The organism is Pseudomonas sp. LBUM1655 (genome assembly GCF_059716085.1).
In genome coordinates, this window is sequence record NZ_CP166801.1 from 733886 (window position 1) to 747535 (window position 13650).

The 13650-nt window shown below is 60.5% G+C and carries 11 protein-coding genes; all 11 read right to left on the reverse strand.

Annotated features, from left to right (window positions below; genetic code table 11):
• Positions 1–35 precede the first annotated feature (35 nt).
• The 11 genes from purD to gcbA all read right to left on the reverse strand — a co-directional run bounded on the left by purD (position 36) and on the right by gcbA (position 13336).
• The gene (gene purD, locus ACA074_RS03150; RefSeq protein WP_489880653.1) at positions 36–1331 is read right to left on the reverse strand and encodes a phosphoribosylamine--glycine ligase; all 1296 of its coding nucleotides are present in this window, start codon (positions 1329–1331) and stop codon (positions 36–38) included.
• 147 nt (positions 1332–1478) lie between these two features.
• On the reverse strand, positions 1479–3086 hold the full coding sequence (gene purH, locus ACA074_RS03155; protein WP_401266010.1) for a bifunctional phosphoribosylaminoimidazolecarboxamide formyltransferase/IMP cyclohydrolase: 1608 nt from the start codon (positions 3084–3086) through the stop codon (positions 1479–1481).
• Between the two features lie 82 nt (positions 3087–3168).
• A complete protein-coding gene (gene fis, locus ACA074_RS03160) occupies positions 3169–3489 on the reverse strand; it encodes a DNA-binding transcriptional regulator Fis (protein ID WP_003221275.1) in 321 nt (106 codons plus the stop codon).
• Positions 3486–4496 (reverse strand): tRNA dihydrouridine synthase DusB, encoded by a 1011-nt coding sequence (gene dusB / locus ACA074_RS03165; protein WP_187678522.1) that lies wholly within the window; start codon positions 4494–4496, stop codon positions 3486–3488. Before dusB ends, fis begins: the two co-directional genes overlap by 4 nt.
• A gap of 185 nt (positions 4497–4681) precedes the next feature.
• Positions 4682–5962, reverse strand: a complete 1281-nt coding sequence (locus tag ACA074_RS03170) for a DUF3426 domain-containing protein (RefSeq protein ID WP_497678424.1) — start codon at positions 5960–5962, stop codon at positions 4682–4684.
• 30 nt (positions 5963–5992) lie between these two features.
• Positions 5993–6871 (reverse strand): 50S ribosomal protein L11 methyltransferase, encoded by an 879-nt coding sequence (prmA, locus tag ACA074_RS03175; RefSeq protein ID WP_187678520.1) that lies wholly within the window; start codon positions 6869–6871, stop codon positions 5993–5995.
• 239 nt (positions 6872–7110) lie between these two features.
• Entirely contained in the window at positions 7111–8469 is a 1359-nt protein-coding gene (accC, locus tag ACA074_RS03180) for an acetyl-CoA carboxylase biotin carboxylase subunit (protein ID WP_159813513.1), read from the reverse strand.
• A 17-nt stretch (positions 8470–8486) separates the two neighbouring features.
• The gene (accB, locus tag ACA074_RS03185) at positions 8487–8948 is read right to left on the reverse strand and encodes an acetyl-CoA carboxylase biotin carboxyl carrier protein (RefSeq protein ID WP_497678425.1); all 462 of its coding nucleotides are present in this window, start codon (positions 8946–8948) and stop codon (positions 8487–8489) included.
• A 24-nt stretch (positions 8949–8972) separates the two neighbouring features.
• Entirely contained in the window at positions 8973–9428 is a 456-nt protein-coding gene (aroQ, locus tag ACA074_RS03190) for a type II 3-dehydroquinate dehydratase (protein WP_064585783.1), read from the reverse strand.
• Positions 9429–9667: 239 nt separating this feature from the next.
• Positions 9668–11614 carry a methyl-accepting chemotaxis protein gene (locus ACA074_RS03195; RefSeq protein ID WP_497678426.1) on the reverse strand — a complete coding sequence of 649 codons (1947 nt, stop codon included), beginning with the start codon at positions 11612–11614 and terminating at the stop codon, positions 9668–9670.
• 51 nt (positions 11615–11665) lie between these two features.
• Entirely contained in the window at positions 11666–13336 is a 1671-nt protein-coding gene (gene gcbA / locus ACA074_RS03200) for a diguanylate cyclase GcbA (protein WP_187678517.1), read from the reverse strand.
• Positions 13337–13650: the final 314 nt, after the last annotated feature.

A 13650-nucleotide genomic window follows, 5' to 3' on the forward strand; every position in this document is an offset into this window, starting at 1 on the left:
AGGGACTGCATCCCGCGCCGAACCTGAGCGACAGCTTACTCCTGGGTTTCGCCACGTTCACGGGCAATGGCGCGGTAGCCAATGTCCTTGCGGTAGAAGCAGCCTTCCCAGTCGATCGCTGCGGCCAGCTTGTAAGCCTGCTGCTGCGCTGCACCGACGCTGGCGCCCATCGCGGTGGCGCAGAGCACGCGACCACCGGCGGTCACGACCTGACCGTCCTTCAGCGCAGTACCGGCGTGGAAGACTTTTCCTTCCAGGCTTGCCGCTGCGTCCAGACCGTTGATCGCCGCGCCCTTGGCGTAGTCGCCCGGGTAGCCGCCAGCGGCCAACACGATGCCGACGCTCGGACGTGGATCCCACTGCGCTTCAACCTTGTCCAGCGCCTGCGCCAACGCCGCTTCAACCAGCAGCACCAGGCTCGACTGCAGACGCAGCATCACTGGTTGGGTTTCCGGATCACCGAAACGGCAGTTGAACTCGATGACTTTCGGGTTGCCGGCCTTGTCGATCATCAGACCGGCGTACAGGAAGCCAGTGTAGACGTTGCCTTCTTCGGCCATGCCGCGAACGGTCGGCCAGATCACCAGGTCCATCACGCGCTTGTGCACGTCGGCAGTGACCACCGGGGCAGGGGAGTAAGCACCCATGCCGCCGGTGTTCGGGCCGCTGTCGCCGTCGCCGACGCGTTTGTGGTCCTGGCTGGTGGCCATCGGCAGCACGTTCTTGCCGTCGACCATGACGATGAACGACGCTTCTTCACCGTCGAGGAACTCTTCGATCACCACGCGCGAACCGGCGTCACCGAAAGCATTGCCGGCAAGCATGTCGCGCACGGCGTCTTCGGCTTCGGCCAGGGTCATCGCAACGATCACGCCTTTACCGGCCGCGAGGCCGTCGGCCTTGATCACGATCGGTGCGCCTTTTTCACGCAGATAAGCCAGGGCCGGCTCGATCTCGGTGAAGTTCTGGTAATCGGCGGTCGGGATCTTGTGGCGTGCCAGGAAGTCCTTGGTGAAGGCTTTCGAACCTTCCAGTTGCGCAGCACCCGCGGTCGGGCCAAAGCAGTCCAGGCCACGGGAGCGGAACAGGTCAACGACGCCAGCGACCAGCGGCACTTCCGGGCCGACGATGGTCAGGGAAACGTTTTTCTCGGCGAAGTCCGCGAGCTGCTCAAGGGCCAGCACGTCGATGGCGACGTTCTCGCACTTGGCTTCAATCGCGGTACCGGCGTTGCCCGGTGCGACGAAAACCTTCTGCACGCGCGGATCCTGAGCCACTTTCCAGGCCAGGGCGTGTTCACGGCCACCGCTGCCAATGATCAAAACATTCATTTCAAAAACCTCAAAATTCTGTCAGGCGCTGCTGGAGCGCTTTATGTGGGAGCGAGCCTGCTCGCGAAAGCGGTGTGTCAGTCAAAACAGCTATGACTGACAGATTGCATTCGCGAGCAGGCTCGCTCCCACATTTGAACCGGTGTATCAGTGACGGAAGTGGCGCATGCCGGTGAATACCATCGCGATGCCGGCCTCATCAGCCGCAGCAATCACTTCAGCATCACGCATCGAACCCCCAGGCTGGATCACCGCAGTGATACCGACCTTGGCCGCGTTGTCCAGACCGTCGCGGAACGGGAAGAACGCGTCCGATGCCATCACCGAACCTGCTACTTGCAGGCCAGCGTGTTCTGCCTTGATCGCGGCGATACGCGCGGAGTTGACGCGGCTCATCTGGCCGGCGCCGACACCGATGGTCTGACGGTTCTTGGCGTAAACGATCGCGTTGGATTTAACGTACTTGGCGACTTTCCAGGCGAAGATCAGGTCGTTGATTTCCTGTTCGGTCGGTGCGCGCTTGGTCACGACTTTCAGGTCTTCACTGCCGATCATGCCGATGTCGCGACTCTGCACCAGCAGGCCACCGTTGACGCGCTTGTAGTCCCAGGCCGCAGCGCGGTCAGCCGACCACTCGCCACACGCCAGCAGGCGCACGTTGGCTTTGGCCGCAACGATGGCACGGGCTTCTTCGCTCACGCTTGGCGCAATGATCACTTCCACGAACTGACGCTCGACGATCGCCTTGGCGGTCTCGGCATCCAGTTCACGGTTGAAGGCGATGATGCCGCCGAACGCCGATTCGGTGTCGGTTGCGTAGGCCAGTTCGTAGGCCTGACGGATGCCGCCTTCGGCGTCCGGGCTCACGGCCACGCCGCACGGGTTGGCATGCTTGACGATTACGCAGGCAGGCTTGACGAAGCTCTTCACGCATTCCAGTGCGGCGTCGGTGTCGGCCACGTTGTTGTACGAGAGTTCCTTGCCCTGCAGTTGGGTCGCGGTGGCGATGCCGACTTCGGCCGGTTTGGCTTCAACGTAGAACGCCGCGCTCTGGTGCGGGTTCTCGCCGTAGCGCATTTCCTGAGCCTTGATGAACTGGCTGTTGAAGGTGCGCGGGAATTCACTGCGGCCTTCAGTGCTCAGTGTCTCGGCAGCCTGATTCACGGTGCCCATGTAGTTGGCGATCATGCCGTCGTAGGCGGCGGTGTGTTCGAACGCCTTGAGCATCAGGTCGAAACGCTGTGCGTAGGTCAGGCCGCCGGCTTTCAAGCCTTCGAGGACGTTGGCGTAATCGCTGGCATTCACTACGATCGCAACGTCTTTATGGTTTTTCGCCGCCGAACGCACCATGGTCGGGCCGCCGATGTCGATATTTTCGATGGCGGTCGGCAGGTCGCAGCCTGGCTTGTTGATGGTGGCTTCGAACGGGTACAGGTTGACCGCGACCAGATCGATCGGCTTGATGCCGTGTTCGCTCATGATCGCGTCGTCGATACCGCGACGACCGAGGATACCGCCGTGGATTTTCGGGTGCAGGGTTTTCACCCGACCGTCCATCATTTCAGCGAAACCGGTGTAATCCGCGACTTCCACTGCGGCAACGCCGTTGTCGCGCAGCAGCTTGAACGTTCCGCCGGTGGAGAGGATCTCGACGCCCAGCGCTTCAAGCTCCTTGGCGAATTCGAGGATCCCGGTCTTGTCGGAAACGCTGATCAAGGCGCGGCGGATCGGCAGGCGGGTAGTCTGGTCGGTCATCTCAATTTCCATCAAAAGCAAAGGAAGTCAGCAAAAAAGGCGACCGGTTTTACGCGGGCGCCTTTCTGGTTTGATTGAATGCTTACAGCAGATCGTACTGCTTGAGTTTCTTGCGCAGCGTGCCGCGGTTGAGTCCCAGCAGCTCACTGGCCTTGGTCTGGTTGCCCTTGACGTAGTTCATCACGCTTTCGAGCAGGGGAGCCTCGACTTCGGAGAGCACCAGGTTGTACACATCCGTGACGGACGCGCCCTCAAGGTGGGCGAAATAATTGTGCAGCGCCTTCTCGACACTCCCGCGAAGGGTCTGGCCTTCTTCGCTCGGGGTATTGAGGTGCTGTTTCAAATTCACGTTGTCGCTCACGGGTGCTGTTCCACTCACTAAAGTCTCGGTCATCATCGTCATGCGGCCACCCCTTCTTCGTCCCCTGTCAGGCTTTTGTAACGCTCGGCGAAGAACTCCCGAACGTTGGCGCATTGTGTTTCCGTACCATCCAAACGATTGAAGTGGGCGCGAAACTCCCTGGCGCCCGGCAAGGTTGCGAGATACCAGCCCACATGCTTTCGAGCAATGCGCACGCCCATCACGTCCCCATAGAAAGCGTGAAGTGCGGCCAGATGCTCTAGCAGTATGCGTTCCACTTCGATCAGTTGCGGGGCCGGCAATTTCTCGCCGGTACGCAGGTAATGATCGATCTCGCGAAAAATCCATGGCCGCCCTTGGGCGGCACGGCCTACCAACAGGCCATCGGCACCGGTCGCGTCGAGCACGTAGCGGGCCTTTTCCGGCGAATCGATATCGCCATTGGCAAACACCGGGATCGACACAGCCTGCTTGATCGCGGCAATCGTGTCGTACTCGGCTTCGCCGGTGTACAGATCGGCGCGAGTGCGGCCATGCACTGCCAGCGCGGTGATCCCGGCCTGCTCGGCGATCTTTGCCACGGTCAGGCCGTTCTTGTTGTCGCGATCCCATCCGGTGCGGATCTTCAGGGTCACCGGCACATCAACCGCAGCCACGACGGCCTGCAGGATCTCGGTGACCAGTGCTTCATCCTTCAGCAACGCAGAGCCGGCGGCCTTGTTGCAGACCTTTTTTGCCGGGCAACCCATGTTGATATCAATAATCTGTGCGCCCAGTTCGACGTTGGCCCGTGCTGCATCCGCCAGCATCTGCGCGTCGCCACCGGCGATCTGTACCGAGCGTGGTTCGGGATCGCCTTCGTGGATCATGCGCATGCGCGACTTGCGGGTGTTCCACAGGCTCATGTCACTGGTGACCATTTCCGAGACTACAAGCCCCGCGCCCAGACGCTTGCACAGCTGACGAAAGGGCTGGTCGGTGACGCCCGCCATCGGGGCGAGAATCAAGCCGTTCTGTAATGTATATGGGCCGATGCGTACCGCCGACATAGGACTTCCCTGAAGTGGGGCCGGATCATGAGAGTTCGAAAAAGGGTGGGCATGATACCCGCTCTCGATGACTGGATAAAGGCTGAATTGAACAAAATCTGAACAGTTATTCCGTTATCGCCAGCGGTTTGGTTGCGCAGCGCGAAGTCAGAAAATTGCCGTCAATCAAGAAGCGGTGAAGCAATTCACTCGGGCGAGTGAAAACTCAGGCTGTAATTCACCGCTTTCGGGCCTGGATCGAGAATATCCAGAGCGATGTGAATCGGCGTTTGCGGCGGCATCTCCGCCAGACCTTCGAGGTCGCCGTTGAGGTATTCGCCGGGTTTGAAGCGGCGACTGGCGATCAGATGGCCGTTAAGGTCGGCAAAACGCAGTTCCAGCAGCGGAAACGGCTGGGAGAACGTCGCTCGGTTATAGATGATCGCGTCGACCACCAGCGCACCGCTGAACTCCGGATGGCTGCGCACCACCAGATTGCTGCTCTTGATTTTGGCGATGTCGACCTTGGACGGCACTGTGCAACCGATCTGCGGGCAGACTTGCTGGAACCATGGACGATACTGATCCTGACGTGCCAGTTCATCAAAATGATAGGCGATGTATTGGAAAGCCAAACCACCGGCGGCCAGCAGCACCAGCGTCAGCCATAGCAGGCGTCGACCCCACGGCGAGCGGCGTTTCTGCCAGTCCAGTTGCAGCGGGTCGTCAGTCAGGTCCTGCAACACTTCGGCGCGCACGCCGGGTTCTGCGCGTTCGCGTTTTTTGCGCGATGGCTCGATTGCAGGCAGATCGTCGTCATCGGCTTCGTCACTGGCGGACAGGTGCTCGCGACGGGCATTCGGATCAATCGGATCGTGCAGACCCAGTTGCGGGATCGCCGGCTCGTCGTCCAGATCCACCGGTTCCAGCGACAGCGAGGGCTCGGTGCGCGTGGTTTTTACCTGTTCGACGTCAAGGATTTGCGGATCGGCTTCGTCTTCTGCCTCGGGCGTGGGCGTGTGCTCGTCGTCACGCGCACTGAACAGACTGTCGCGCCACACGGTTTCATCGGCTTCGGGGCTATCGCGCCGGGCGCTCAGGGAGTCTTCGCGCGGACGACCGAATTCGGTGGTCGGCTGGATTTCCCGTTGTTCGAGACGGGCGAGTTCTTCGTCCAGATCGAGGCTGTCGAGGTCCAGCTCCGAGGCGCTCCACTGCTTTTGGCTGATGGCGCGCGGCGCGGGCGGCTCGACGATGGCCTGGGGCTCGACAAGCGGTAGCTCCTCGACGGGCAGCGTTTCAATCGGCGGCGCGACCGGCGTCACCGCGTCCTTGCCAGCGTGTTGCTCAAGCAGCTGTTTGGCGGCGTTGAACACTTGCAGGCAAGAGCCGCAGCGAACCACCCCGCGGGCCACGCTCAATTGAGCATGGCTGACACGGAAACTGGTTTGGCAATGCGGGCACTGAGTGACGAAACTGTCGGTCATGCGGCGATCCGGATTATGCAGGCGGCCATTCTAGCGCCGACGCCCGGTAATGCGCACCCAGCCATCGCGATTGGCGATCGGGTCGAGATCGAAGTCCTGAGCATAAGCGGCAGCGACTTCTTCACCTTGTTCGGCGAGGATGCCAGACAGCGCCAGACGCCCCCCGGACTTGACCAGGCTGGACAGTTGCGGAGCCAGCGAAACCAGCGGGCCGGCCAGAATGTTGGCAACCAGCACGTCGGCTTTGACCTGCGGCAGGTCTTCCGGCAGGTACAGCGGGAACAGCTCGTCGGCAATGTTGTTGCGACCGGCATTGTCACGCGAGGCTTCCAGCGCCTGCACGTCAATGTCGGTGCCGACTGCTTCTTTAGCGCCGAGCAACAGGGCGGCGATGGCCAGAATCCCCGAGCCGCAGCCGAAGTCCAGCACGTTGCAGTCTTTCAGATCCTGGCCGTCGAGCCATTCCAGGCACAGCGCGGTGGTCGGGTGCGTGCCGGTGCCGAACGCCAGACCCGGATCCAGCAGCAGGTTGACGGCGTCAGGCTCTGGAGCAGCGTGCCAGCTCGGCACGATCCACAGGCGCTGGCCGAAACGCATTGGCTGGAAACCGTCCATCCAGCTGCGTTCCCAATCCTGGTCTTCGATGACTTCGCTGTGATGCTCCGGCAGCGGGCTGCCGGTCAGCAACTCCAGATGGGCCAGTACCGGTGCGGCTTCAGTGCCGCCCTCGAACAGGGCCAGCAGGTGCGTGTGCGCCCACAGCGGTGTGGTGTTGAGTTCCGGCTCGAAGATCGGCTGATCTTCGGCGTCCATGAATGTCACCGATACGGCGCCCACTTCAAGGAAAGCGTCTTCGTAGGTTTCGGCTTGTTCCGGGCTGATGGCGAGTCGTACTTGCAGCCAAGGCATGGCGGGCACCTTTGAAAAAATATGATTGCAGCCTAGCGGCCAGCGAGAAGCGCGCAAGTTTACGCGAGCGCGCCGCAGAACACGACTATGGTCGAAGATCAAAAGATCGCAGTCTGCGGCAGCTCCTGCAGGGGAATGCATTACACATGTAGGAGCTGCCGAAGGCTGCGATCTTTTGATATTTACTGCAGAAACAACAAAGCCGCCCGAAGGCGGCTTTGTCTGGTGCGGGCTGAAGCTTAGTGCTTCTCGCCAGCCAGCTTGTGCTCGAGGTAGTGAATGTTCACGCCCCCTTTGCAGAAGCCTTCATCACGAACCAGATCACGGTGCAGCGGGATGTTGGTCTTGATCCCGTCAACCACGATTTCGTCCAGGGCATTGCGCATGCGCGCCATGGCTTCGTCGCGGGTGGCGCCGTAAGTGATCAGCTTGCCGATCAGCGAGTCGTAGTTCGGCGGAACCGCATAACCGCTGTACAGGTGCGAATCGACGCGAACGCCGTTGCCGCCTGGGGCGTGGAAATGCTTGACCGTGCCCGGGCTCGGCATGAAGGTTTTCGGGTCTTCAGCGTTGATCCGGCATTCCAGCGAGTGACCGCGGATCACCACGTCATCCTGCGTGAACGACAGCTTGTTGCCAGCGGCGATGCTGAGCATCTCCTTGACGATGTCGATACCGGTGACCATTTCCGAAACCGGGTGCTCCACCTGAACACGGGTGTTCATTTCGATGAAGTAGAAACGACCGTTCTCGTACAGGAACTCGAAAGTGCCGGCGCCACGGTAGCCGATGTCGATGCACGCCTTGACGCAGCGAGCCAGAACTTCCTGGCGCGCCTGCTCGTCGATGCCCGGTGCCGGCGCTTCTTCGAGAACCTTCTGGTGACGACGTTGCAGCGAGCAATCGCGGTCGCCCAGGTGGATGGCGTGGCCCTGGCCGTCGGAAAGAACCTGGACTTCCACGTGACGCGGGTTGGTCAGGAATTTTTCCAGATACACCATCGGGTTACCAAACGCCGCGCCTGCTTCGGTGCGGGTCAGTTTGGCGAAGGAGATCAGGTCTTCTTCCTTGTGAACCACGCGCATGCCGCGACCACCACCGCCGCCAGCGGCTTTGATGATCACCGGGTAGCCGACTTCGCGACCGATACGCAGCGCCGTTTCTTCGTCTTCCGGCAGTGGGCCGTCAGAACCTGGAACGGTTGGCACACCCGCTTCGATCATCGCGTGCTTGGCCGATACCTTGTCGCCCATCAGGCGAATGGTGTCGGCTTTCGGGCCGATGAAGGCGAAGCCGGAGTTCTCGACCTGCTCGGCAAAATCGGCGTTTTCCGCGAGGAAACCGTAGCCCGGGTGAATGGCGGTAGCGCCAGTCACTTCAGCCGCAGCGATGATGGCCGGGATGTGCAGGTAAGACTGAGCGGCAGACGCCGGGCCGATGCAGACGGATTCGTCTGCCAGACCCAGGTGCATCAGCTCTTTGTCGGCCTTGGAGTAAACGGCGACGGTCTTGATGCCCATCTCTTTGCAGGCACGCAGAATCCGCAGGGCGATCTCACCGCGGTTAGCGATCAGAACTTTTTCCAACTTCGCAGTCATCAAAGGCTCTCCGCAGTTCAAACGATGGTGAACAGCGGTTGGTCGTACTCAACCGGCTGGCCGTCTTCGACGAGGATGGACTCGATCACACCGCTGGTTTCAGCTTCGATGTGGTTCATCATCTTCATGGCTTCAACGATGCACAGGGTGTCGCCTTTCTTCACGGTCTGGCCGACTTCAACGAAGGACGGCGAGGCTGGCGAAGACTTGCGATAGAACGTGCCAACCATCGGCGAACGGGCAACAGTGCCGTTCAACACTGGAGCAGCAGCGGCAGCCGGGGCTGCAGCAGCGACAGGAGCGGCGGCAACAGGTGCGGCAGCCGGTGCTTGCATCGGTGCAGGTGCGTAGTACTGCTGAGCCGGGGTCTTGCTGTGACGGCTGATGCGTACGGACTCTTCGCCTTCCTTGATCTCGAGCTCGTCGATGCCGGACTCTTCCAGCAATTCGATCAGTTTCTTAACTTTACGGATATCCATGAATCATCAACTCCCAAGGGTCGGTCAGGGGCGTATAGCTTGTTGTTCAAGCTGCTCTAGTGCAGCCTCCAGGGCCAGTCGGTAACCGCTGGCGCCAAGGCCGCAGATCACTCCTACCGCTACATCGGAGAAGTAAGAGTGATGGCGGAAAGGTTCGCGTTTGTGCACGTTGGACAAATGCACTTCGATGAATGGGATGCTCACTCCCAGCAGCGCGTCACGTAATGCAACACTTGTATGTGTAAAAGCTGCTGGATTGATCAGGATGAAATCCACACCTTCGCCGCGCGCGGCGTGGATGCGATCGATCAATTCGTACTCGGCATTGCTTTGCAGATGCAGCAGATGATGGCCGGCTTCACGGGCGCGGCGCTCCAGGTCCTGATTGATCTGTGCCAGGGTCGTCGACCCATAGGTGCCCGGTTCGCGGGTGCCGAGCAGGTTCAGGTTGGGGCCGTGCAGCACCAGTAGGGTTGCCATCTGCGTGTCCTTGTTATGAATAAGCAGTCGTCAGAACCCGGCGACTATGCCGCAAAGACTTTGTGACTGTCCAGTTCTATGCAATAGCCAGCACGATGGCCGATGTTTGCGCAAAATTTGTGACCGAGTGATCTGATCCGGTCATTGTGGTGATTGATCTGGCGTTATCGCGAGCAGGCTCGCTCCCACATTGGAATGCACACCTCTGTGGGAGCGAGCCTGCTCGCGAAGGCGATTTATCAGACACGGAAGGCCTGAACGGCCGTATGCAACTGCCCGCCCAATACCAGCAGGTTCTCGCCCTGTTCACGGCCCTGGCCGATGCGCAGCAAGTTATCCCCACCCAATTGATGAATCCGCTCGCTGTGATCGCGAATCTCGCTGACCGCGCCGCTCTGCTGCGCGGTGATATCGGCGATGCGGATCGCTGTGTCGGAAATGGTTTGGATCGCCCCGACGATCTTGTCCAGCGCGCCGTCCGCCGCTTGCGCCTGATTGGCCGTGGCTTCGGCGTGCTCGACCTGTGCACGCATGCCTTCGACAGATTGCCGGGCGGCGGTTTGCAGGCCGGCGATCAGGGTTTGAATCTCCGCTGTCGCCCCGGCGGTGCGCTGCGCCAGCGAACGCACTTCCTCGGCCACCACGGCAAAACCACGGCCCATTTCCCCGGCGCGTGCCGCTTCAATCGCCGCGTTCAGCGCCAGCAGGTTGGTCTGATCGGCAATCGAGCGGATCACCGTCAATACGCCGCCAATGGTCGCCGACTCTTCGGCCAGATGTTCGATCATCTGCGCGTTGCCTTGCACCTCGCCGACCAAAGCGTGCAGTCCGGTGAGGCTCTGGCCGATGACGGTTTGGCCATGTTCGACGGCCAAACCTGCATGACGGCTGGCATCGGCCGCCTGACGGGCATCCCCGGCGACTTGCTGAATAGTGGCCTCCAGTTCGCCGAGGGAATCGCGAATCAATGCCGTATCCCCGGCCTGATGCTCGGCGCCGCTGTGCAAATCGTTGCTCAGTTCGGCGAGGGTGCGGCTGCTGCCCGCCACTTGCTCGGCGTTGCCGCGAATCGTACCGACCAGATCCACCAGATACGCGCGCAAGCGATTGAGCGACGCTTCGATGTCGTGCAATTCGCGGTTGGTCTTGCCCAGTTGAATGTCTTGACTGAAATCGCCTTCGGCCCAGGTCGACAATGCTGGCGCAAGATTGGTCAGGGTGCGGGCCAGGCGGCGCTGCAGGGTGTCGATAAGCAGTGCGATCAGCAGAATCAGGCCGATCATCACGCCTTGCATCAGTCGTACTTCGCCCTGGATTTGCCCGTGCTGGGCGCGCACTACCGGTTCCAGGCCTGCGATGGCTTGCTGCACTGCAGCGATTTTCAGGTGGGTCGCGGTGCTCAGATCGGTGCGTTTCTGAATCTGCTCGCGGGTGCGTTGCAATTCTGCCGGGTAGCGGCCGAGCAGGCTGTTGAGTTCACGTTTGAGGCCGACACCAGCGTCTTCGGCGACGGCTTTTTCCGTGCTTTCGATACCCATCATCGCCGCAAAGTCATCACTGCTCGATTCGTTGCTGGCAATCACGCCGAGAAGGGGCAGGGCATCAATCGCCTGCGCCTGAGTGCGGATGTTGTCGACTTCGCGCTCGACGTCAGCGGCCAGTTCGCTGCGGCCGCTGCTGACCAGTTTGTCCCGTGCCAGCGACAGCTTGCCCAGATGCTGCGAGGCGGCGAGCAGTGGCGCGAGCCAAGTCGCGTTGCCATTGGCATAGGTGCTGAGTTGGTCGAGGCTGGCGCTGAGTTCGCGTTCGGCCTGCAACAGCAATGCCTGCGGGTCGCCAGCGAGTTTGCCGGCGGCGAGCAAGTCGGTTTTGCTGAATTCTTCCAGGCCTGAGATGCTCGGACGCAGGGTGTCGGCCAGAGCGGGCGGCAGTTCGCCGAGTCCTTTCTGCACGCTATCGATGGCCTGACTGGCGCTACTCAGAAGCAGGGCATCACCGCTGGCGAGGTAATCCTCGACGTTGCGCGCCACCTCGTTCTGAAATTGCTGCGACAGCCCCAAATAACGCTCCATCAACAGATAGGGACGTTCCAGAGCTTTTTGCGACCACCACAGCGTGGCGCCGAGTGCCAGGCACACGGCGACCAGCAGCAGAGTATTGAGATTGGTGAGCAACTTCAGGCGCATGACGGCTACCAACGGCAGAAATGGTAAGCGCCTGAATTTATTGCGGTTCTGTTACAGGGTTATGACCGAATCAGTGGATTCCGATGAAAAAGTGGCACTTTGCTTTGTGTCCCGCGCGGTCTGCACCCGATTGCGTCCGGCACCCTTGGCACGGTAAAGCGCCTCGTCGGCCTGGCTGGCCATCATCAGGCTATCGGAGTCATCGCGCATCTCCACAACCCCGGCGCTAAAGGTGCACCACAAGTCTTGCGGCTGGGCCGGGTAATGGATTTCGGCAAAACGCTGGCGAATCTCATCGAGCACTTTGTGCGCGGCTTCGATATCGGTGTCGGGCATGACGATGGCGAACTCTTCGCCACCGTATCGGCCAATGAAATCGGTCTTGCGCAGACGCTGTTTGAGAAACAGTGCCAGGCTTTTGATCACTCGGTCGCCCATCGGATGGCCGTGGCTGTCGTTGACCCGCTTGAAGTGGTCAATGTCGAGCATCGCGAAGCTCAGCGGCTTGTTCTCTCGACGGGCACGGAACGAGCAGTCTTCGAGCAATTGCAGGATGTGCGTGTGGTTGTACAAGCCGGTGAGGCTGTCGCGTACCATCCGCGCCTTGAGGTTGCGTGCACGGGCGGCGCGGTTGCGCACGGTGGTAATCAGATGCCGTGGCTTGATCGGTTTGGTGAGGAAGTCGTCGCCGCCTTCGCTCATGGCGTCGAGCTGTTTATCCAGATCGTCCTCGGCCGACAGGTAAATGATCGGCACGCTGACGTAGCGGTCGTTGTGGCGGATCACCTTGGCCAATTCGGTGCCGGTACAGGCCGGCATGTACATGTCGAGGATGATCAGATCCGGCTGGAAGTCCGCCAGTTCGGCCATCGCCTGAATCGGTTCGATCAAGGTACGGGTGACGATCCCGGCGCTGTTGAGCAGGCGCTCGGTGTGCAAGGCCTGGGCGCGGGAGTCATCGATGATCAGCACTTTATAAGGTTCGTACTGGGCGACGCAGGTCAGGACTTCGATCTTCTCCAGCAGGCTCGATGCTTCGAGGGTGCCGGTGAGGAATTCCTGGCCCCCGGCGCGCACTGCGGCGAGACGGGTCGGCGTGTCGGTTTCGTGCAGGCTGAAGAACAACAGCGGCAGCGGCTCATCCAGACCGACCTGAGCTTCGGCGGCGAGCTTCAGGCCTACGCCGGCGCCGCTGAAGTCCACGTCCATGACGATTGCGGCGGGCAAGCGCTCGACCATCGATGAGCGAAACGCCGCCACGCTGTCCAGTGCCTGCGCGCTCAAGCCGAAGAATTCCAGTTGTTTGGCCAGCCGTTCGGCGCGGTCGTAATCCTGCAGCATCACGTAGATCGGTTTGCGCAGCGGCGGCAGGAAAGTCTGATCGAGCTGATCGCCATGGCGCAGGCCGGTACGCGACAAGCGCTGCATCAAACGATTGAGGTCGGTGATCAGGCCGCTACTGAGGCGACCGCGATTGGCGTCCACTGCTTCCAGCGACTGGCCGATGTGGCGCGCGAGCTGGGTGTGCTCAGGCTGTTCGAAGCGCTCGGCAAAACGCAACAGACGCAGGTTGGCCTCGCTCAGTTCGGCGAGGTCGACGGTGGACCATTCACTGCGTTGCAGGCGCTGCCATATCTCAAGAATCTGACGTGCCTGATGAATTACCCGCTGGGCAAAGTGGTGCTTGAGACGCTCACGGCTGGGGTCTTCTGGCTCGGTCATATCCTGACTACTAGTTAGGCTGCATGCTGAGGTCGACTGGTGGCTCTATGCTAGCACCTCTTTTCCCTTAGACGAGTGTCACACGTCAATAATCTGCAATGCGTCACTATTCAGTTTCTGACCGAGCGGTTTTGTTTTTGACCTGTTCGTCGGGCATGTGCCCGAGAGTCAGGGGCTTGCCGCCAAGGCCGGGTCGAGTCGGGAAGATTTGCAGCGCCGCTCACATCAGCGTGGTGAATATGCTTTTCGATTGTTTTCAATACTCTGCGCTGATGCGTCAGAGGAGATGACATCAGGGATTCCCCTAGTTCTGA